We start from the raw sequence: 20116 nt of genomic DNA, 5'->3' as shown, positions 1-20116 counted from the left end.
TTTCCTCCACTTTATCTCATTATAACGGCTTGCGAGCAGGCGTACCTGCTTGACGCGGGTATTTTTTAGGGGTTATTGCCACCTTTTTTATGACAATTAAAGTTCTTTCATCTGTACTATTTGGTAGCACCAACTCTTTTACTTCTTGAACTTCTCCACCTAAAATTTTAATCGCCTTTTTTGCATCATTTAATTCTTCTTGAGCTTTAGGACCCTTTAAAGCAATTAAATATCCATCTTTTTTCACTAACGGCAAACAATACTCACTCAATACGCTCATTCTTGCAACTGCACGACCAGTTACCAGATCAAATTTTTCACGTAAAGCTGGATTTTTTCCTGCATCTTCTGCTCGACTATGAACTAATGTAACGTTTTCCAATCCTAACTTTTCAATTAAAGCCTTTAAAAAGTTTAATCTCTTTCCTAAAGAATCAATGATCGTTACTTTTAAATCAGGTTGCAAAATTTTAATAGGTAAACTTGGAAATCCAGCTCCTGCACCTACATCACAAAGAGTTTTATTACCTTCAAAAAGCTCCTTAAATTCTATTAAAGGAGTTACACTATCATAGAAGTGCTTACTGTATACTTCTTCTTTATCAGTAATTCGTGTTAAATTTACCTTTTCATTTGTTGCAATCAATTCTTCATAATATGTAGCAAATTGTTGCTTTTGTTTCTCAGTTAATTCAATTCCATTCTGAGCAAGATTTTTTGTAAAAATTTCTGGATTCATTTTTTCACCCGTGAAACCTTGTTTCACACCTATTTAATGTACCGCATTTTACGGTCATCGACAATATTAATTAAATAATTCTTCTTATTTAATTATGTAGTATTTTTAAAAAAACGTCAAAAATCTCATTAAAAATTTCTTTTTTTAAATTCTAATCTATAATAGAGCAAAGAAAGGTTGTAGTTAGAATGATCATTACTATTTTAGTGCTCTTATATCTTGGTTATGAAACCTATAGTGGCTATAAAATCGGATTTGCACAACGAATTATCAATATGATTTTTTCAGCAATTATCTTTGCGGCCGCAATTTTAGGACAAGATCCCCTAGGTAACTTGTTATACAGTAATTTTTCTGGAAACGTTGTTCCTACTTCTGGAAACATTAGCTTAGAACTAATGGCTTATAGATTTTTTGCTTTCATTGTTATTTGGCTTTTCGGAAAGTTAATTATTAAAACCATTCAAAGCTGGCTTCCTCGAAGAGATCCTAATCGCAAAGGATTAGGGCCATTATTAGACCATGTATTAGGAGCTTTAGTTTCATTTATCGCTTCTTATTTCGTTGTCTATGTTGTTTTATCAATGTGTGCCATTTTTCAAAATCAGTGGTTTATCCAACAAACAATCGATGCACCATTTTTAAGATGGATCATTTATAGTACACCTGGTCTCTCTAATGGTGTTTTCAAAACGATCTTCGGAATTAGTCGAACTGTAGGCTAACGAAAAAGGTGTCTAGTTTAATGCTAGACACCTTTTTTATACTCCCACTCTTTTTATAGTGCGATCTTTATAAATTATAATTGCTCCATAGCGACCTTTTTCACTATTTTGCCAATGATCTATCAAATCCGGGCAAAAAAACAATCGTTTACATTCTAACTCAGCTTGTATTGAATCTTTAGTAAAAGTAGTTACAGAAAAAAGGTTAGTTTCTAAAGGATAGCCTGTAGCTGGGTCAAGTAAATGATGGTAAACTTTCTCGCCCACTTGTAAAAAACGTTCATTTACGCCACTTGTTACTACTGAACATTCATTAACAGTAGCTAACGTAATATTTTTCCCTCGCTCTTTTTGCGGATCTTGGACTCCTACTAGCCAGCGTCCATCTTTTCTTTTAGGGGACTTATTTACAAACAAAATATTACCCCCTAAATTAATAATACCTGCTCTGACATCGTAAGCATGCCACAAATCACAGATCCTATCAGCAATATAGCCTTTAGCAATTCCACCTAAATCTAGTTCCATCCCAGAAGCTCGCAAAAAAATACTTTCTGTTTCCTGATTAATTTCAATATTTTTTGGATTAGTTAATGCTAACTTTTCTCTAATAGTTTCCTTACTGGGTACATGGGCATCCTCAAAGCCAATGCGCCAACTATTAACGACAGGACCCATTAGAGCATTGAATCCATAATTTTTTTGACTCTCTAAAATAGCTATTTTTGCTAATACAAAACTTGGGTGAGAGATAGTAACTTGGTTTTTACCAGCTGCTTGATTAACTGCTATTATTTCTGAATAAGATCTATTTACTGTAAACAGATCTTCATAATGATCAATTAACTTGACAGTCTCAGCTAAGATTGACTCATATCTGCTTCCCCAGACTTTTAAGGTGATCTTTGTTCCTAAGGCATAGTGCGTTGTTGTTAGTACATCTAAATTAGTCATCAGCTAAGTAATTATTTCTTAAACTTTCTTCAATATCAGGAGTAATTTGGAGTGCAGTCCGAATATAATTTTGGATGCTTCCCCATCTTTCTTTCATCAAAAAAATCCCTGTATCCAAATATTCATTGGCAACACTACCCAAAGATCGAATAGCTGCTTGTAATTGGAAATTACCACCATTTGCAATTACCCTTTTAGTCATTTGAGCCCGGTAATCATCTAACATTAAATTTGAAAACAAATAGTCTTGTCGAATTATTTCTAAGTCTACTCCCAAAATAAATAGAAGATAAAATGTTACCAGTCCTGTTCGATCCTTGCCTTCAGAACAATGAAAAATAGTTGCTCCTGATTTATTTTCTGCTAAGGCTACTAAAACTTTATGAAAAGCTGCCTGAGCACCTTTATCTAGCACAGAACTCCGATATTGCAAACACATCTTTTTAAAGCCTGCATATTGATCTTCAGCATATTTAGAGCGCAACTGTGCTAACCGTTCTTCAACATCTGCATCCCCACGGGCATGAATAGGGATCACCAAATGTTTTGCAGCTAAAATTTTACTATCAGGTTCAGCTTTAACTTCTCTTAAAGACCGTAAGTCAATGATTTGATTTACTCCATATTTCTCTAGAAAAGCTACATCACTTTGGGGCAGTTTGTATAATTTACCTGTTCTAATTAAACGTTGCTTTTTAATTCTTTGTCCAGATTGGGTAGAATAATTTCCTAAATCTCTCGCATTAGGAACTTTCTTTAGTGGTAAAATAAGCGGATCTATCATTTCTTTGCCTATTTTTTACTTTGATCCACAAACTTAACAAAGTTAGAAAATGCTTGATCAATTTCTTTAATTGTATCTTGATCCACTAACTTACCAGTTTCTTTATCAAACTTATCAGCAACATGTCCAATTAAAACTTCATTACCTGGTAAAACATTGGCTGTTAAATCGGGAGAAAGTAAGATTTCACGCATATCCTCCTGGGCACGACTAGCACCTTGAATCCCATAAGAACCTCCTAAGACCATAACAGGTTTCATATAAAGAGCGCTTTTATCAAAATTACTTTTACCAAGCCATTCCATAGCATTTTTAAGTGGAGCAGTAATTCCATGATCATATTCAGGGGTGGAAATTATTACGCCATCTGCTTGACTAACTTTTTTTCTAAAATTTAAAACAGCATCATTTTCACTAGCTCCATTCTTAAAACGAGGAAGATCATTAATTTCTAGAATTTCGATTTCTGCCTCATCTTTATAATGGTTAGCCATAAACTTTTCGATTAAACGATTAAAAGAAAAATCTGCATTTGTTCCAACAATAGCTACTAATCTCATTATTTTCTCTCCTCTTTTCTAGAACTAACTGTATTATAAAATTCATCAAATTCTTCCAAGAAATATTTCAAGAATTTAGCAGTTCCTTCTGGCAAATTACCATCTTTATCAAATTGTTGGTGTGATGCTCCCATCATAAACTCATCATTGTTAAAAACAATTGCACCAATTCCTGGTGAAGCTAAAACATTTTTTAACCGCACTTGAGCGCGTGCTGATCCTTGAGGTTCTTTGGCTCCTCCAATAACTAATAGAGGCTTTTCTTTAAATGGATGTTCTGCTGAAGATAACCACTCCACTACACTTTTTAATGAAGACGGCACTGAATTTTGACTTTCAGCAGTTGAAATAATTACCGCATCTGCTTCATTAATCGCCTGTCCCATCTTTTTTAAATCTTCAGGTTCATTTACGCCCTCTTTAAACATGGGCATTGCTGCAGCTTCCATAATTTTAACATCGTATTTATCATTAAAATTTTTCTTAATATATTCTAAAAGTTGAGTTTGATCAGAGTTAATTTCATTACTCCCTGCAATTGCAAGAACTTTCATTTAACTTTCTCCATTTCTACTAAATTATTCTTTACTATTATACGATTTATTTTTTCTAGAACCAAAAAAGATACTAGTGGCCCTAGTATCTTTTTACATTATTTTCCAACTTTATCTAAGTGGAAACGGTCATTCTTCATTGAATCCTCTAATTGAGATTTTAAAACAATAACAATTTGATCTTCTGAAAAATTAGACATTTGATTTAATTGCAAAGTAGCTAATCCAGTTGCAGATACCCAATTAGAGATTAGGATATTATGAATTCTTTCGTCAGAAAAGTCCGTTTTCCCAAATTGTTCCTTAAATTTTTCTTTTCCTAATTCCATTAATGTTTGTGAAATTCTATCAGTACCAAAAGTATTATTTACAAACATTGCTTTAAATAAACCAACATGATCCTTTACAAAATAAATATAAGAAAGATCTAAATCAATTAATGGTTCTCCTGTAAAGTGTTGTTGAAGAGTTCTGTTCTTTAATTCATCAGAAATTTTTGCTAATACTTGCTCTTGCAAGTCTGACATATTCGAGAATTCTAAATATATTGGTTGAGTAGAACAATGTGCTGCTTTAGCAATATTACGCGCCGTTAAGCTTTCTACACCCTCTCGAACAGCAAGCTTGTAAGCGGCATCCAAAATTTTCTTTTTATCTATTTCTTTTCGTCTAGCCACTTTTTCATCCCCTATTCACTCTATACATTAAGTAGTTATCGATGTTATATAACGTTAGTTACTTTACATTATATATTAAATAACAAAAATGTCCAACCTCTTAGAAAAAATTCTTCCAACTACTTAACTTTTTCTTCAAAAAAATCTGTATTATTCATTTTTTTAAATTTCTAAATCTAAAACTGTTATAATTAATACACTATTAACGACCTAATGTATTTGTAGGAGAGGAATTTTATATGACACATCAAATTGGACGTTCTTCATGTACTTCTATTTTAATTGGAAAAAATGCTACAACTGACGGAAGTGTAATTATCGGGCGCAATGAAGATGCAAAAACTGCTTGGCCTAAACATTTAGCTTTTAACCAACATGAAAGAATTGAAGATAATTTTTTCAAGTCAAAAGACAATAAATTTGAGTTAACTTTACCCCAAGAAAAATATGCTTATTCTTCTACCCCGGAGTGGACAGATAAATATGGTATTTTTGAAGAAGACGGAATCAACGAATTCCACGTAGCAATGAGTGCTACTGAAAGTGCCTATGCTAATGACCGAGTACAAGCTGCTGATCCATTTAATGAAAAAAGTGGGATTTTAGAAGAAGCAATGGTAACAGTAGTTCTACCTTATATCAAAACTGCTCGTGAAGGTGTAGAAAGACTGGGGAAAATCGTGCAAGAACATGGAGCAGCTGAAGCAGATGGAATTTTATTTGCTGACAAAAATGAAGCTTGGTACATGGAAATTGGTTCAGGCCATCACTATGTAGCCCAACGTATTCCTGATGACTCCTATGCTGTTGTGGCCAACCAACTTGCAATTGAAAAGGTTAATTTCAGTGATCCAGCTAACTTTATTACTTCACCTGGCTTACAAGAATTTGTAAAACAAAATAATCTTTGGCCTCAAAACCAACCTTTTAATTTTCGGCTAATTTTTGGTACCCACGACGATAGTGATTTAACTTACAATACCCCTCGCGTTTGGAGTGGGCAAAAACTTCTTACCCCTTCCCATGAACAAAGCCCTACTACTTTCAATCTTCCTTTTATTCAAAAACCAGACCATCCAATTGCCATTCAGGATGCGCAACGCGTGTTAAGCGATCATTATAACGGTAGTCAATATGATTTAAGTAAAGCTAAAAATCCTGCTCGTTTCCGTCCTATTAGTATCGCTACAACGCAAGAATCTCATCTATTGCAACTTCGAAATGATGATATGTACCACTGGTTAGCAATGGGAATTCCTTCTCAAAGTGTATATATTCCATTTTACCCACAAGGGACAAAAGTTCCTACCATGTTTAAGTACGGTAAGAAAGAATTTACCACCAACTCTGCTTATTGGGTCTTTAAAGAGGCAAGTGTATTAGTAGATCGAAATTGGAGTAAGTATGGTAGTTTACTTACCAATACTCAAAAACAAACCAATGAGCAACTTGTCAAATTACGTTATGATACTGACAAAAAATTACACAAATTATCTCAACAAGAAGAAAAATTAAAGCTTATTAACACCGCTAATCAGAAACTAGCAAACTGTGCAATAAAAAATTATCAACAATTAATCGCACAACTAATTACCTTACAAACTGAAGATTCTCCTTTAAAATTTAAAATTGATCCTAATTTATAAAAAATTAAAAACGTAGCTTAAGAGCTGCGTTTTTTTGTTATATCTGACATTCTTCCATCAATCATTTCATACACCTTATCAGCATACTTTTCTAACCGTAAATCATGCGTAACAAGTAAAATAGCTTTGTGCTGCTGGCGCGCTAAATCCTGGAACATTTGTCCCACTTCCTCTACACGTTCACTATCTAAGGAAGCTGTTGGCTCATCAGCCAATAAAATTTGTGGATTAGCAAATAATGCCCGAGTAATGGCTACCCGCTGTTTTTGACCACCAGATAATTCTTTCGGATACTTTTTCAATAAATTAGTAATTCCCAATTTTTTTAAAAGCTGATCTAACTTTTCTTGAGTTAAGTTATTTTTCTTAACTTTCTCTACCAATTTAAATTGTTCGTTCACTGTTAAATATGGAACCAAGTTGTAGGCTTGTAAAACAAATCCAATATCATTTAGCCGTAATTTTTCTGCCTGCTTGTTTTTTAAATGACTAACATCTTTACCATTAATTAACACTTGTCCACTGGTTGGTCGCTGCAAAGCTCCTGCAATTGTTAAAAAAGTACTTTTCCCTGCTCCAGAAGGTCCAATAATTAAAACAACTTCACCCTTATTTGCTTCAAAATTAATATTTTTTAAAGCTTGAACTTGTGCGTCACCTTTCCCATAAATTTTATTAACATCTTTTAAAGTAATTACTGGCATCTTTATCCTTCTTTCTTTAGCCAATTGCTTTCGCTGGATCTACTTTCATAATTGAGCGAATTGGGATTAAACCACCAATAATTCCTGTAGCAATCATCCCTGCAAAGCCACTAATCATGATCCATGGTGCAAAATCAAGCGGTACCGCTGCTGGTAATACTTTTGTCATAATTAACATTACTACCCAGGCAATAACTGTTCCTAAAATTACTAAAATTAATGATTGCCCTAAGGTAGCTCCTATTAATGTTTTCATTGGAATTCCTTGAGCACGTAAAACCGCATAATTTGGAAGTTTTTGAATAGTTAAGATATATAAAAAGACTGCAATTACAATTAAAGATATTACATATAAAAAGCCAATCATCATTTCAAAAGTTAAATTTTGTGCCATATAACCTGGAAGCTTTTTAACAAAAGTATTGCGGTCATAGGTTTTTGTATTTGTAGAATCTAGCTTAAAGCTATTTTTTGAGATAATCCCTGAGGCAACGGCATTAGGCATCATTGGCCGAATTGCCTTCCAAACAGATAACTTGCCGTAGATAATTGGTGCAATATTAATCTTGGCATTTTTTACAAAACCGACGATTTTATATTTTTTCTTGCTGCTATTAAAAGTTACTTCATTATTTAAGCGATATCCCTTTTCTTTTAAAGCAGTATCAGCTAAAACTTCATTATTTTTTGTTGGTTTTGTTCCTTCTACAATATCTAAGTTTTTATAAATATATTGTTTATAATCTAAACCAATAAATTGTGCTGAAACTGTACCATCTCCTGAATGTTTTACAACAACTGGTGTTTGACCCACGTATGCTTGCTTTTGGTTATTTAACGTGGTATCTTTCATATCCTGTTTGGTAATCACCGATTGGGCAAGATTAATATTTGAATTTTTATTCAGTACCACTGAATTCGTATCCCAACTATTAATTGCTTGTGTATTTTCAGAGGCCAAGCCTGTGGAGAGCGAAGCTAACATAAAAATTAAAAAAGCAATTAAAAAGATCATAAAGGTTATTAATCCGTACCGTAATTTTTCATATTTAATTTCTTTTAACGCTAAAAACATCAATCCACCTCAAAACTCTACTTCTATTCTTTCTAGGCATAATATTTATTATAGAAAACTAAACTCTGCTTTTGCTCATCCAAATAAAGCTTACAGGCACAACAATTTCCCATTTGAGCAAAAGATGTCATATCTCCCTTACTAATATAATGGGCACAAATCATGCGACTAACTACTCCATGACAAACTATTAGTATTTTACCACTTCGATGCTTTTGGACTAGTTCATTCATAAAACTTACGAGCCGTTTTTCAAAATGCTCTTTGCTCTCAATATCTTTTGCATACTTATACATATTAGTATTGGTAAAGCCATTTTTATCAAAAGCGTCAGGATATTTATCTTTTAAGTAGGAGACTGGTTGCTCATCCCATGACCCAAAATCAAATTCTTTAATTCGGTCATCAACCTGATAAGAACGTTCACCTACAAAAATTTTAGCCGTTTCTTGAGCTCTTTGTAAAGGACTCACATAAATAGCATCAAATAGACTGGCATCAAAGTTTTTTGCTGCATTTTCGGCATCTTCTCGCCCTCTTTTACTCAAACTTGGATCTACCCTAGCACCTTGAACCTTTCCTTGTGCATTTAATTCTGTTTCACCATGTCTTAAAATTACTACTTCCATTATTATACTTTCCCCATTAATAAGTCACTACTTTTCAATTTCTCTTATAAAAAGTATACAATACTCTTAGAAATGGAGGTTAATTTTATGACTCAAGTAACAGTTCAAAGAGATGGCTTAACACTAGTGGGAGACTATATTAAGCCTAATCAAGAAACTTATGATCTAGCCATTCTTTTTCACGGCTTTAAAGCAAATCGTAACTCACCAATTATTAAAGCAGTAAGCGATAGTCTGAACCAAGCAGGACTAGCAACAATGCGTTTTGATTTTGATGGTTGTGGCGATTCAGAAGGTAAATTTGAAAATATGACTGTACCAGGAGAAATTGCAGATGCCAATGCAATTTTCCAATTTGCCTTAGCAGATCATCACGTTAAAAATATTTACTTAGTAGGCCACTCACAAGGTGGTGTAGTTGCTTCAATGCTTGCAGGGCTCTATCCTAATGCAGAGTTAATTAAAAAAGTTGTCTTACTTGCTCCTGCTGCCACCCTACGTTCAGACGCACTTAAGGGAGATTTACAAGGAATTCCCTATAATCCAAATGATATTCCGGAAGCAATTCAAATTGGTAACTTTACTGTGGGAGGTTTTTATCTAAGAACTGCGCAAATTTTACCAATTTATGATGTTGCCAAGCGCTATCAAGGGCCTGTTTGTCTAATTCATGGTACTAACGATCAAGTAGTGAGTCCTAACGCTTCCAAAAAATATCATGAAGTTTATAAAAATAGCGTCTTACACCTAGTAGAGGGAGCAGATCACCGCTTCACTCCTCCTTATCAAAAGATTGCTGTTGATTATACAACTAATTTTCTTCACTAAAAATGAAAATGTACCTCCCGATGCAAGGGAAGGTACATTTTTTATTACACTAACTTTTTTCGAATCTTTCCAGAAATCCAATCGATTAGAATTACCATTACAATAATTCCTAATAAAATGATCCCTACTCTGTTCCATTCGCGATATTGAATAGCGATGATTAATGGATATCCAATACCACCTGCACCAACTAAACCTAGAATTGAAGCTGAACGTACCGAAACATCAAAACGATAAAGCGTAGTCGAAATTAACGCTGGCATTAAATTAGGCATCGTAGCAAACATTGTGATATTAAAACGTGATCCACCTGCTGCCACTATCGCCTCATTGACATCCTTTTCTAAGCTTTCAATTGACTCTGAATACAGTTTAGCTAACATTCCAATTGAGTGGAATCCAAGTGCAAATACACCCGCTGGGGCTCCAGGGCCAACTGCTTTAATAAACATCAATGCTAAAACAATTTCAGGGAAGGCTCTAATAATTGCTAAGATAGTTTTTCCTGTTCTAGAAACATACCACTTCTTATGTTTCCCAGTTGCGGCCCAAAATGCAAGAGGAAGGGAAATAAACGCTGAAATAAATGTTCCTAAAAATGCAATACATAATGTATCCCATAGTTGTGAAATTAAGTCTTCTCCCGTACCGTTATAAACATATGACCAGTCGGGATGAATAATTCCATCAAAAATTGCACCTGTAATTTGCCCAGCTGTAGGTTTGATGCCAGAAAAATCTAACCCCGTGCATGACCAAACAACTAGTAATGCTACAATAATTCCAATGCACCAATTAATTATCTTCTTTTTATTTCCAGTATTTTGTGGGGGTAATTTTTTTACTGCATTATCCATTATTTCATCAATGCCTCCCTAGATTTACTTGAAATATAGTCAATTATTAACACTACAATAATAATCACAAAAATGATTAACCCAGTCTTTTCATACTCAAATACTTGAAGTGTCTGCTGTAAGTAAAGTCCGATACCACCTGCACCAATATAACCAAGTACTGTTGATGCACGAACGTTAATTTCAAAAGCGTAGAGAACATCTGAAATAAAATAAGTCATAATTTGTGGCAATACCGCATAATGAATAACTTGAATTTTACTCGCTCCACTAGCTGTTAAGGCCTCAATTGGGCCAGGATCAATGGTTTCAACAGATTCATAAAATAGTTTTACTACAATTCCAAAAGTGAACACTGACAGTGCCATAATACCAGCGATTGGTCCAATCCCCACAATTGCTACAAAAATCGCACCCAATAACAAATCTGGGATTGTGCGAATTACATTCATAATTAAACGCAAGATTCCAGTTACCGCTTTATTTTTAACAATATTTCTTGCAATTAATAAACCATAAATAAATGAAATTACTGATCCAATAAATGTTCCTAAGATTGCCATCTTCAAAGTTTCAATTAACTTAGGAATTGCTAAGGTTGCATAAGACCAATCAGGATGGAACATTTGAACCAAAATTTCTGAAAAATTATCAAAATTATTTGGATCAAATAACTCACTAATATGTGCCCCTGTATCTCCAATTGACACTACACACCCAACTATTAGCACTAGAATCCAAACAATCGTCCAGGTCTTTAACTTTTGTTTAGGTAACTTTTCCTTATTCATTTACTTCCTCCAACTTTTGTCCTTGATATATTTGATCAAAAATTGAATCAGGTGTTTCACTCATCTTTCCATCATAGACAATCTCGCCTGCATGTACCCCAATTACACGATCCCCAAATTCTTTAGCCAATTCAACACTATGGAGATTGGCTAACACAGTCATCCCATACTCTTGATTTAGCATTTTTAAATCATGCATAACATGGCGAGAAGTTTGTGGATCAAGTGAGGCTGTTGGTTCATCAGCCAAGATAATTTTAGGATCTTGTGTCAAGACTCTGGCAATTGCTACACGTTGCTGCTGTCCACCAGATAGCTTATCTGCTCGTACATAAATTTTTTCTCCAAGATTTACTCTTTGTAATGCTTCATAGGCTCTTAATTTATCTTCCTTTGAAAATAAATTAAAAGTAGTCTTCCACGTTGGATAATATGCTACTCTCCCAGTTAACACATTTCTTAAAACGCTGGAACGTTTTACTAGATTAAAATTTTGAAAAATCATACCAATATCACGTCTAATCAGGCGCAACTGCTTTCCACTTGCCTTAGTAATAGATTTACCATCAATTTCAATGTCGCCTTCACTAATATCTTGCAAACGATTAATGGAGCGTAATAGTGTCGACTTCCCTGCTCCCGATAAACCAACTATTACTACAAATTCACCCTTATTAATTGTTAAATTAATGTCCTTTAGGCCAACTGTACCATTAGGATAGACTTTTTTAACATTTCTTAATTGAATCATTGGTTGATTTTTCATTTATCTACTCCTTAACTTAATAATTAATTTTTCATATTTGAAATAACTTTATTATAGTCACGTACTACATTGAAATCGGCATCTTTTGTAGGAACATAAGCTTCATGACTATAGATTGATTCGATTAATGCTTTACCCTTCTTAGATTTTGAAATATTAACCATTGCCTTCATCAATTTTTTACGAAAACTTTGTGACATATCTGGTCTAACTGCAATTACGTCATTAGGTATTTCTCTTGTAAAGTAAATTGGTACAACTTCTTTTTTAATATTTGGTTGATCTTTAAGTACAGAATTTCTTGCATCCCCAAATACAAATGCAGCATCAGTATCCCCATTTAAAACATTTAAGACGGCTTCATCTTGTCCAGTAACAGTTACTAATTTACTATCTTTAGGAATGTTTAATCCTTTTTTATAAAGCTCTGCAATGGGAAAGACATATCCAGCAGATGATGTTGGGTTCTGAACTGAGATGCTTTTTCCTTTTAAATCTTTCCACGATTTAATTTTTGATCCCTTTTTAACAAGAATTTCTGAAGTATAAGATCTTGTTAATGCCTTGGTCCAATTTCCATCTGGTTTCGTTACAGAAAAGCGCTCTGCTTGTAATAAAACGTCTGCTGCATGAAGTTTATCATGAGCTAGAACATAACCGTTAGGTGGTAAAAATCCTGCATCAATTTTTTTAGACTTCATTGCTTCGACTACAGTGGTATAGTCTGTCGACATTGTTACATGAACTGGTATTCCCAATTCTTTAGATAGCAATCCTTCTAAAGGCTTAGCTCTTCCTTCCAATTTATCAGCTGCCTGACTTGGGACAAATTGAATTTGAAGCTCTTTGGGAGTATAAGATTTAGTCTTTTCTTTATGATTTCCACAAGCAGTCATTACTGTAGTGATTAGTACTAAACCAATCATTACAATAATTTTCTTTAACCCTCTCATTTAAATCCTCCGAAACTTAGCATTACTAAATAAATGATAGAAAAAAAGACTTAAAAGAGACACCGGATAATGTTTCTAATAAGTCTTTTATGCGAACAGCAAAATATAAAAGTATAATTTTTAAAGAAGGCACAGATGAGAATGAGTCGTCAAAAACGCATACGTTAGATCTTTTAAGTTGTGATCTAGCTGGCTGACGCATTGTTTAATACCTCCTTAACAAATTTACTTTCACTTTTGTTGTATTATATAGTACTAAATATTTGACAATTTGAAAATATATATTTCTAAATTTAACCCGATTTTTTTATTGGTACCAACCAATTCTAAATGAAAAGATCACTGAATAATAAAATTCAATGATCTTAATTTAGGTTATTATTTTTTTCTAAACACTGGTTTTAAATCTTTGACATCACTTGCGCTTACCCAAAAGTTTGCAGACTTGTTTTTAACATGGTAGTAAATCTTTTTACCATTTTTTACTGGTGTTTCTAATTTAAAACTTTTTGCTTTAATCTTATATTTATTCTTCTTGAAAGTATAAGTTGCTTTAGTAGACTTCTTGGTACTTCTAGTTTTTCTATATAGGGTGTAGTAATAGGAAGATTTTTTGCTACTTTTCTTTTTAGCAGTATAGTAAAGAAATCTCTTTTTCAAATCTGCTTGTTTAGCTTCTTCTTCTTTTTGAAGTTTTTCCTTATACTCTTTTTGAGCATTATTTAAATTAGTTTGAATGTTGGCAGAATACTCATCTCTTGTTGGAATAGAAGTAGATGCATTTACTTCATCTGCCAAAATAAAAATCCCGTATTCTTTTCCAGCAATTGTTTTTCTTTCTATAAAGTATCCCTTTACATGTTGGTTGTTTTCTTTACTGGTAAATTCATAAGAATATTGAACCTTAATGGTTTCACCAGCTTTATAGTCACTTTTTTCTGGTGTAACAGCATTTGCTGAATCAACTTTTAAAATAACTGGATTATTTTCTTTAACTGTCACATTCACAGTAGAAAAAATAGGTTCAAAATGGATTGTGCCTTTTTCATCTTTAGTAATGTTAACAGTTTTATCTGTTGAAGTACCAATTATCGTATTAGCTGCTTTAACAATGTTAGGTGTCATACTGATTCCAGTCCCGATTAAAAGAGCAGTCGAAACTTCAGCCAAAATTTTAACAAAATTATTTTTTTTCATCATTTTCTCCGAATATTATATTAAATCATTAACCTTAAATATCATAACACATGTTACCTTTATTCAACTAGCTTCTTTTCTTTTATCATTCACTTTGTGGTAGCATATTAAGTAAAGAAACTTTAGAAAGAATTGATAATTATCATGAGTGAAGATTTATATGCAGATAACCCTGAAGATTTAAATATTGGGATCGTTTTACAATACCATATTAACTGGGAAGGTAAGATCGACAGCGATACCTTGATCAAAAAAGCTCGGAATAATGGTTTTCGTGGTGTAAGTGTTCGTAACGCTACTAAGGAACAAATTACTAGTTTACAAAAAGCCTGTGAAAAATATAGCATTAAGTTTTGTCAATCACGTCCCGCTTTACGTCTTTACGATGCTGATGATATCACCAAAATTATTATTGCTCGTTTTGAAAAACGCAATGCTTATTTTGAAGTGGACTTAACTAAAGAAGGACATTTAACTTCTGAAGACAGTGACCTTTTACTTCACTTGCGTAACTGGCTTGATTCGTTTGGACATGCTTTTTACGAAGCACGACCTGAAAAAAATATTACTAGTAATCCTCATGCTTATATTTTTAAAAATGCAATTGCACCTTACCAGATTTATATTTTTATTCATCAACCTCTTCCAGAAACTATTACATTAGTTGGAATGCCCGAAATAAAACGTGCTATGTGGATTGATAGTCGCACTGAAATTGATTTTAACCAAAATAAAGATCAAGTAACTCTTGAACTGAAGCGTAACGATGAAGATAAAAAATTCAACATCTACGGCATTCGTTTTGAAGCCCACCGACCTGAGGATGACTTAGGTCCTACTAAATATTAACTAGAAAATACTAAAACATAATTTGTCAGTTGCGCCGCATAGCTATTTGCTTGATTAAATTTTTTAATAGTTTGTCTAGTTTTTTCAATGTCATCTGTAATTATTCCATTTACATGGTAGTACATCATCTTTTTCATAATCTTAGAATTATTTACTGTCCAAGCATAAACAACTTTCTTCTGTAAATGCGCCTGCCAAACAAAGCTATTATTCAAAGTGGAGTATTCCATGGCATAGCCATCAGCTAAACTATGAGGGTAAGTAAAATTATAAGGCTGGATATAGATTAAAAATAATCTTGGATTAAGCTGATGTAGCTCTTCAATTACATGGTAATCAAGCGACTGAACTTGATAATTTTTACTCAAAATTAATTTTCCATATTTTTTATTAAATCGCTTTAACATCCCTGAAGAATCCTTTGGGGTTGTTTTTATTTCAAGCAAAAGTTTCTGATGCAATTTTTGCGCTTCTTTTATATACTCATCAAAACTAGCAATTTTCCCCTGATAACCCTTTTCTGCAATTGTTATCTTTTGTAATTGACGCAAAGTTAAATCATGGGGAGATAAATTTTTACCTGCTAATTTTTTTAAATTTTCATCATGCAGTACTACAAACTTTTTATCAGCAGTTTCATGAAGATCAATTTCAACATAATCAGGTTTTAACGAGGATGTTTTCTTTAAAGCGGTTATCGTATTTTGGATGCCATTTTTATCACTAACCCCTCGATGTGAAATAATCAATGGCTTCTCAAACTTGATTTCTCTAAGATAAAAACTATTGTTCAAAAAAATTAATCCTGCTTCTACTAGTAAAAGGGCTCCTAAAAAGTATTTCCTATTACGCTGAAAACTAACTTTTCTACTATCTTTTTTCTCGTTATCTGTTTTATTCAACAACATCAAACTGCTCACGACAAAACTATAGCTAATTCCCACAAAGGCGATCATCTGAATTAATACTAAATTAACCTGTGCAAATCCAAAGGAAAAATTTCTTGGCAATAAGTCTACTCCAGTTTGAAAGGCAATGATTGCTCCATAGCCAATTGCCGTAGTAATACCAGCAAATATTTCTATTAAAAATAATTGCTTAATTATTCTTAACCCATTTTTTCTCCTAGTCCATTCCCAGCTTTTTTTACGTGCCTCTTTTGCAGATAAATTCTTATTAATCATTAACGGCAGAATAAAAATACTGCGAAATCCCAAATATAAAATTAGTAAATAGCTGCTTACTAAGAGCATAAAAAGTATCCCATTTCTTGTCATATAATCCATAATAAATTGTGGTAAATGGATCTTTGCCAATAATGGCGTCCGATAGACAAGATCTGCAAATGGAACAATTAAGAGAAAATAGATTATCAAATAAACCAAAGAACTTATTTTTACTTTTTTAAGTACTCCTTTAGTTCGAAAAATAGTTTTCCTTAGTCTAAACCCCTGTTTATTAATTTCCTCTATTCCTATCATCAAATAACTAAATTCACCATAAATTACAATAATTATTGCTACCAATTCTACCAGCAATAATAAACACACCAAGGGATGAGTAGTTAACATGATAACAATATTTTGATAAGAAATGAAGGGAACTTTTCCCGCTTGTAAAATAAATGTTGTTAAGAATCGAAAAAATGGAATTAGGATTAACTCTAAAAATAGACTCACACTCAACAATAGACCAATATACTGCCAAAAATTTTGAAAAAATTTCCTAGTCCATAATTTTACTTCTTTCAATTTTTATTCACCCATTTTTTCTAATGCAAATTCATTTAATTTTTTAACTTCTTGTTCTAAATTCTCATTATCATTACATTGAGAAAGTTTATAGCCTACAAAATAAGGTGAGGCATAGAAACGTGGAATTATTTTACAGCAGAATCCTTCACCTTCAAAGCGTGGATAGAAAAAGAGATTATAAGAATCTGTTCGTCCGTTATACATTTTTTCTAGGACATATTGCGCACTGATTTGAATCCAATCAGCCCACAGATCAGTTTCCCCATTATCCAAAATATTTACATTAATCTCTTGATAACCTTGAATTGGGTGCGTAGAAAAATTCACTTCAATATTTTCTTTTTTCAATACTGTAATGCCTTCAAAATTATTAGCCTGAATATATTTATATCCATCTTCTTTTTCTAAGCCGACAATTTGCATATGGGGGTGAATTAAGGAGCCACTAGATTTAGGACCATAATTTTTATACCATAATACACTTTGAAACCGTTCAGTCTTTTCTGTTTCCCAATAACAATCGCGTGCAAAAGCAATTAACTTTCTATTTTTATTTTTATCATAAGTCGTTATATCGCCATTATGATCATCTGATTCTATTAATACAGTTTGTAAAGTATCAGTCAAAGTAGGATAACGATTGTGGAGCCAAATCATTTCTTCTTTTTGCTTATAAATATCAGTCAAGTGCTCCACGTCACAAAATGGACACACGTTGTTCTTGTCCTTTCTAAATGTCGATGGTTTATTTTTGGCAATTTTTAATTTAAAAATTAGAGGATTATTTTTCATAATTTTCCTTTCAAACAAAAAGTAGATAGTTTCCTATCCACTTATTACTTAATTAGCAAATTTATCTTGTGTCTTACTACGAAAAAGTGCAATCACAAATACTAAAATTCCGCATCCAATTGCAATGTAGGCCATGTATCCAACGCTGAAAGCTTGATGAACCTGCGCCTGGTTAAGTTGGTTATTTGCTGCAAAAACATTTGCCCAATGATAAATTAAAAAAGGTGTTAATGCAAAACAAATCATTGAAATTGCTGAACTAATCAATAACGCTCTTCTCGAATATGGTTCTCTAAAAAATTGTGCTAAAACACAAATAGCTGGTGCTACCATCAATACAAACATCCAAATCATAATTGCGCGGCCACCCGGATCATTCATAAACTGAGCACTATTTGTTGCATAACGGTAAGTTCCCCAAAGCGATCCACCTAGTAGTTGATTTAATGTTGAAAGAATGTTTGCCCCCTGAGCAGCATAAGCATTATTTGTTCGAGCTGCTGCTCCCTGAATTAAGTTCAAAGAATCTTGTGAGCCAATAACTTGAAAATTAATAGTTATTACTTGGCGCATATATGTGGCTAAAAACATTAATAATGAGCCACCCAACTGAAGTGCCTTTAGTAAATTTAGTGTTCTTGACCCACCCAATTTAAATTCAAGACTAAAAATCCTCTGCGGATGTTTACTGAGTACAATAATCAAAATACCAACAATAAATAAAACTCCTAAAATGGCTAAACCAAGCCACCACTTTGCCATTATAAATAAAAGCGCCAATACAATGAACGCAACTGTTACATAAGATCGATCTAAGCAAATATCCCAAATATTTAACTTACCTTGACGCTCTACTTGCTTGCGATATTCTTCTCTGGTAGGGATTTTTTTAGAATGCGGAGTTTTTGAATTTGCCATGTTCTTACTCACTTTCTGATTTCTTTCGTCTTTATCTTAGCAAACTCCATACCAATAGACTATTACAAAAGTTAAAAATTTGTGTAATTTTTTGTGATAAAATAATCACCGAATATTATTAATGAATATTGGAAGTGACTCTTTGAATAATACAGATTCTGTAAAACTACCAACTGGCTGGCATAAAACTTTTATTACCTTATGGGCCGGGTGTTTTATTACTGGTCTAGGGTATTCGATGACTATGCCATTTATTTCACTTTTTATGGAACAACTTGGCAATTATAGTAAATTTCAAATTAACCTTTATTCTGGTTTAGCATTCGCAATGACTTTTATTGCCCAAGCCATTATCTCACCTTATTGGGGAAATTTAGCTGACCGGAAAGGACGTAAGCTAATGTGTATGCGAGCAGCTGGGGTAATGAGCTTGACCATTTTTATTACTGGATTAGCCCAAAGCGCTATTTTTATCATTTGTATGCGTTTTTTACAAGGGCTATTTTCCGGCTACATTAATAATGCAACTGCCCTAATGGCTGGTGAAACACCTCATCAACGTAGTGGCTGGGTAATGAGTCAAATGATGACTGCAGGAACTGCTGGTAATTTAGTCGGTCCATTACTAGGAGGGGCTCTTTCTAGTGCCTTTGGATACCGTATTCCTTTCTTTATTACTGGAGGATTAATGTTTATGGTATTTTTAGGAACTTTGTTTTTAACTAAAGAAGACTTCACTCCAATTCCAGCTAAAAAGATGAAGCCAATGAAGAGGATTATGCAAGAGCTACCTGATCTACGCTTAATTATCATTATGTTCATTACCACTATGATTGTTCAATCTTCCACTATGTCAATTGATCCAATCGTTTCCCTCTATGTAAAATCTTTGATGCCACATAGTCATAGCGTTGCACTAGTCGCCGGAATTGTTGCAGCTACTCCAGGACTCGGAACAATGCTAGCTGCTTCAAAAATTGGTCACCTGATGGATAATGTGGGAGCAAAAAAGGTGTTACGGTGGGGATTGTTAGTAGCTACTATTCTTTTTATTCCCATGACTTTGATTGCCAACGCTTGGTCCCTAGCTTTTTGGCGTTTCTTACTGGGGATTGCAAGTGCTGCCTTGCTTCCCGCTGCTCAAACTATTCTTACTTTAAATGTTCCACCTGAAGCCTTTGGTAGAATCTTTTCTTATAACCAGTCCTTTCAAGCAATTGGATCTGTTCTAGGATCATTACTTGGCTCATTAATTTCAGGTATTTTTACTTATCAATGGGTTTTTGCAGCTACTGGCGCTATCTTATTAGTAAACCTAATTATTGTTTTATTTGATAGAAGAAAAAACATTATAAAAGACTAGA

At 33.4% G+C, this 20116-nt stretch carries 22 protein-coding genes; 5 read left to right on the top strand and 17 right to left on the bottom strand.

Features of this window, described 5'->3' with window-relative positions; translation table 11 throughout:
- Positions 1-19: 19 nt before the first annotated feature.
- Positions 20-739 (bottom strand): 16S rRNA (guanine(527)-N(7))-methyltransferase RsmG, encoded by a 720-nt coding sequence (rsmG, locus tag FP435_RS00745; RefSeq protein WP_265483856.1) that lies wholly within the window; start codon positions 737-739, stop codon positions 20-22.
- Positions 740-927: 188 nt separating this feature from the next.
- Between rsmG and FP435_RS00740 the strand changes: the two genes are divergently transcribed.
- Positions 928-1464 carry a CvpA family protein gene (locus FP435_RS00740; protein WP_265483855.1) on the top strand — a complete coding sequence of 179 codons (537 nt, stop codon included), beginning with the start codon at positions 928-930 and terminating at the stop codon, positions 1462-1464.
- Between the two features lie 36 nt (positions 1465-1500).
- Here the strand turns inward: FP435_RS00740 and FP435_RS00735 are convergent, their stop codons facing one another.
- The 5 genes from FP435_RS00735 to FP435_RS00715 form a co-directional block, all read right to left on the bottom strand.
- Positions 1501-2418 carry an FAD:protein FMN transferase gene (locus tag FP435_RS00735; protein ID WP_265483854.1) on the bottom strand — a complete coding sequence of 306 codons (918 nt, stop codon included), beginning with the start codon at positions 2416-2418 and terminating at the stop codon, positions 1501-1503.
- Positions 2411-3202, bottom strand: a complete 792-nt coding sequence (locus tag FP435_RS00730; RefSeq protein WP_265483853.1) for a tyrosine-protein phosphatase — start codon at positions 3200-3202, stop codon at positions 2411-2413. Before FP435_RS00730 ends, FP435_RS00735 begins: the two co-directional genes overlap by 8 nt.
- Before the next feature lie 8 nt (positions 3203-3210).
- Positions 3211-3762: an NADPH-dependent FMN reductase gene (locus tag FP435_RS00725; protein WP_265483852.1), complete on the bottom strand. Its 552-nt coding sequence runs from the start codon at positions 3760-3762 to the stop codon at positions 3211-3213.
- The gene (locus FP435_RS00720) at positions 3762-4316 is read right to left on the bottom strand and encodes an NAD(P)H-dependent oxidoreductase (RefSeq protein WP_265483851.1); all 555 of its coding nucleotides are present in this window, start codon (positions 4314-4316) and stop codon (positions 3762-3764) included. The genes FP435_RS00725 and FP435_RS00720 overlap by 1 nt, the downstream gene beginning before the upstream one ends.
- 98 nt (positions 4317-4414) lie before the next feature.
- Positions 4415-4993 (bottom strand): TetR/AcrR family transcriptional regulator, encoded by a 579-nt coding sequence (locus tag FP435_RS00715; protein ID WP_265483850.1) that lies wholly within the window; start codon positions 4991-4993, stop codon positions 4415-4417.
- A gap of 239 nt (positions 4994-5232) precedes the next feature.
- Here FP435_RS00715 and FP435_RS00710 point away from each other — a divergent pair, with 239 nt between their 5' ends.
- A complete protein-coding gene (locus tag FP435_RS00710) occupies positions 5233-6639 on the top strand; it encodes a C69 family dipeptidase (protein ID WP_265483849.1) in 1407 nt (468 codons plus the stop codon).
- Positions 6640-6656: 17 nt separating this feature from the next.
- On the opposite strand, the gene FP435_RS00705 is transcribed toward FP435_RS00710, so the two are convergent.
- From FP435_RS00705 to FP435_RS00695, 3 genes are read right to left on the bottom strand one after another with little or no spacing between them, the layout of a single operon-like run.
- Positions 6657-7343 (bottom strand): ABC transporter ATP-binding protein, encoded by a 687-nt coding sequence (locus FP435_RS00705; RefSeq protein WP_265483848.1) that lies wholly within the window; start codon positions 7341-7343, stop codon positions 6657-6659.
- Positions 7344-7359: 16 nt separating this feature from the next.
- Positions 7360-8418, bottom strand: coding sequence for an ABC transporter permease (locus FP435_RS00700; RefSeq protein WP_265483847.1), 1059 nt, complete (start codon positions 8416-8418; stop codon positions 7360-7362).
- A gap of 32 nt (positions 8419-8450) precedes the next feature.
- Positions 8451-9047: a histidine phosphatase family protein gene (locus tag FP435_RS00695; protein WP_265483846.1), complete on the bottom strand. Its 597-nt coding sequence runs from the start codon at positions 9045-9047 to the stop codon at positions 8451-8453.
- Between the two features lie 87 nt (positions 9048-9134).
- Here FP435_RS00695 and FP435_RS00690 point away from each other — a divergent pair, with 87 nt between their 5' ends.
- Entirely contained in the window at positions 9135-9875 is a 741-nt protein-coding gene (locus tag FP435_RS00690; protein ID WP_265483845.1) for an alpha/beta hydrolase, read from the top strand.
- A gap of 44 nt (positions 9876-9919) precedes the next feature.
- On the opposite strand, the gene phnE (FP435_RS00685) is transcribed toward FP435_RS00690, so the two are convergent.
- From phnE (FP435_RS00685) to FP435_RS00665, 5 genes are all read right to left on the bottom strand, one after another.
- Positions 9920-10732, bottom strand: a complete 813-nt coding sequence (phnE, locus tag FP435_RS00685; protein ID WP_265483844.1) for a phosphonate ABC transporter, permease protein PhnE — start codon at positions 10730-10732, stop codon at positions 9920-9922.
- Positions 10732-11523 carry a phosphonate ABC transporter, permease protein PhnE gene (phnE, locus tag FP435_RS00680; protein ID WP_265483843.1) on the bottom strand — a complete coding sequence of 264 codons (792 nt, stop codon included), beginning with the start codon at positions 11521-11523 and terminating at the stop codon, positions 10732-10734. The genes phnE (FP435_RS00685) and phnE (FP435_RS00680) overlap by 1 nt, the downstream gene beginning before the upstream one ends.
- Positions 11516-12289, bottom strand: coding sequence for a phosphonate ABC transporter ATP-binding protein (gene phnC, locus FP435_RS00675; protein WP_265483842.1), 774 nt, complete (start codon positions 12287-12289; stop codon positions 11516-11518). The genes phnE (FP435_RS00680) and phnC overlap by 8 nt, the downstream gene beginning before the upstream one ends.
- A 23-nt stretch (positions 12290-12312) precedes the next feature.
- Positions 12313-13242 carry a phosphate/phosphite/phosphonate ABC transporter substrate-binding protein gene (locus tag FP435_RS00670; protein WP_265483841.1) on the bottom strand — a complete coding sequence of 310 codons (930 nt, stop codon included), beginning with the start codon at positions 13240-13242 and terminating at the stop codon, positions 12313-12315.
- 378 nt (positions 13243-13620) lie between these two features.
- The gene (locus FP435_RS00665) at positions 13621-14439 is read right to left on the bottom strand and encodes a hypothetical protein (protein ID WP_265483840.1); all 819 of its coding nucleotides are present in this window, start codon (positions 14437-14439) and stop codon (positions 13621-13623) included.
- 144 nt (positions 14440-14583) lie between these two features.
- Between FP435_RS00665 and FP435_RS00660 the strand changes: the two genes are divergently transcribed.
- Positions 14584-15288: a hypothetical protein gene (locus tag FP435_RS00660; protein WP_265483839.1), complete on the top strand. Its 705-nt coding sequence runs from the start codon at positions 14584-14586 to the stop codon at positions 15286-15288.
- On the opposite strand, the gene FP435_RS00655 is transcribed toward FP435_RS00660, so the two are convergent.
- From FP435_RS00655 to FP435_RS00645, 3 genes are read right to left on the bottom strand one after another with little or no spacing between them, the layout of a single operon-like run.
- Positions 15285-17039 carry a glycerophosphodiester phosphodiesterase gene (locus FP435_RS00655; RefSeq protein ID WP_265483838.1) on the bottom strand — a complete coding sequence of 585 codons (1755 nt, stop codon included), beginning with the start codon at positions 17037-17039 and terminating at the stop codon, positions 15285-15287. The two genes, FP435_RS00660 and FP435_RS00655, sit on opposite strands and share 4 nt — an antisense overlap.
- Positions 17040-17042: 3 nt before the next feature.
- Positions 17043-17834, bottom strand: coding sequence for a DUF4931 domain-containing protein (locus FP435_RS00650; RefSeq protein ID WP_265483837.1), 792 nt, complete (start codon positions 17832-17834; stop codon positions 17043-17045).
- A gap of 48 nt (positions 17835-17882) precedes the next feature.
- The gene (locus tag FP435_RS00645) at positions 17883-18752 is read right to left on the bottom strand and encodes a cytochrome C5 (protein WP_265483836.1); all 870 of its coding nucleotides are present in this window, start codon (positions 18750-18752) and stop codon (positions 17883-17885) included.
- Positions 18753-18894: 142 nt separating this feature from the next.
- Between FP435_RS00645 and FP435_RS00640 the strand changes: the two genes are divergently transcribed.
- Entirely contained in the window at positions 18895-20115 is a 1221-nt protein-coding gene (locus tag FP435_RS00640) for an MFS transporter (RefSeq protein WP_265483835.1), read from the top strand.
- The last annotated feature ends 1 nt before the right edge of the window (position 20116 follow it).

Origin of the sequence: Lactobacillus sp. PV037 (assembly GCF_014522345.1) — a bacterium.
GTDB lineage: Bacteria > Bacillota > Bacilli > Lactobacillales > Lactobacillaceae > Lactobacillus.
Note: the sequence above shows the minus strand (reverse complement) of the source record. Positions and strands in the feature narration are given on the sequence as shown.

Bases quoted from the DNA above. Each gene is read 5' to 3' on its own strand.
- rsmG (WP_265483856.1), bottom strand. From the start codon at position 739: ATGAATCCAGAAATTTTTACAAAAAATCTTGCTCAGAATGGAATTGAA.
- FP435_RS00740 (WP_265483855.1), top strand. From the start codon at position 928: ATGATCATTACTATTTTAGTGCTCTTATATCTTGGTTATGAAACCTAT.
- FP435_RS00735 (WP_265483854.1), bottom strand. From the start codon at position 2,418: ATGACTAATTTAGATGTACTAACAACAACGCACTATGCCTTAGGAACA.
- FP435_RS00730 (WP_265483853.1), bottom strand. From the start codon at position 3,202: ATGATAGATCCGCTTATTTTACCACTAAAGAAAGTTCCTAATGCGAGA.
- FP435_RS00725 (WP_265483852.1), bottom strand. From the start codon at position 3,762: ATGAGATTAGTAGCTATTGTTGGAACAAATGCAGATTTTTCTTTTAAT.
- FP435_RS00720 (WP_265483851.1), bottom strand. From the start codon at position 4,316: ATGAAAGTTCTTGCAATTGCAGGGAGTAATGAAATTAACTCTGATCAA.
- FP435_RS00710 (WP_265483849.1), top strand. From the start codon at position 5,233: ATGACACATCAAATTGGACGTTCTTCATGTACTTCTATTTTAATTGGA.
- FP435_RS00705 (WP_265483848.1), bottom strand. From the start codon at position 7,343: ATGCCAGTAATTACTTTAAAAGATGTTAATAAAATTTATGGGAAAGGT.
- FP435_RS00700 (WP_265483847.1), bottom strand. From the start codon at position 8,418: ATGTTTTTAGCGTTAAAAGAAATTAAATATGAAAAATTACGGTACGGA.
- FP435_RS00695 (WP_265483846.1), bottom strand. From the start codon at position 9,047: ATGGAAGTAGTAATTTTAAGACATGGTGAAACAGAATTAAATGCACAA.
- FP435_RS00690 (WP_265483845.1), top strand. From the start codon at position 9,135: ATGACTCAAGTAACAGTTCAAAGAGATGGCTTAACACTAGTGGGAGAC.
- phnE (WP_265483844.1), bottom strand. From the start codon at position 10,732: ATGGATAATGCAGTAAAAAAATTACCCCCACAAAATACTGGAAATAAA.
- phnE (WP_265483843.1), bottom strand. From the start codon at position 11,523: ATGAATAAGGAAAAGTTACCTAAACAAAAGTTAAAGACCTGGACGATT.
- phnC (WP_265483842.1), bottom strand. From the start codon at position 12,289: ATGAAAAATCAACCAATGATTCAATTAAGAAATGTTAAAAAAGTCTAT.
- FP435_RS00670 (WP_265483841.1), bottom strand. From the start codon at position 13,242: ATGAGAGGGTTAAAGAAAATTATTGTAATGATTGGTTTAGTACTAATC.
- FP435_RS00665 (WP_265483840.1), bottom strand. From the start codon at position 14,439: ATGAAAAAAAATAATTTTGTTAAAATTTTGGCTGAAGTTTCGACTGCT.
- FP435_RS00660 (WP_265483839.1), top strand. From the start codon at position 14,584: ATGAGTGAAGATTTATATGCAGATAACCCTGAAGATTTAAATATTGGG.
- FP435_RS00650 (WP_265483837.1), bottom strand. From the start codon at position 17,834: ATGAAAAATAATCCTCTAATTTTTAAATTAAAAATTGCCAAAAATAAA.
- FP435_RS00645 (WP_265483836.1), bottom strand. From the start codon at position 18,752: ATGGCAAATTCAAAAACTCCGCATTCTAAAAAAATCCCTACCAGAGAA.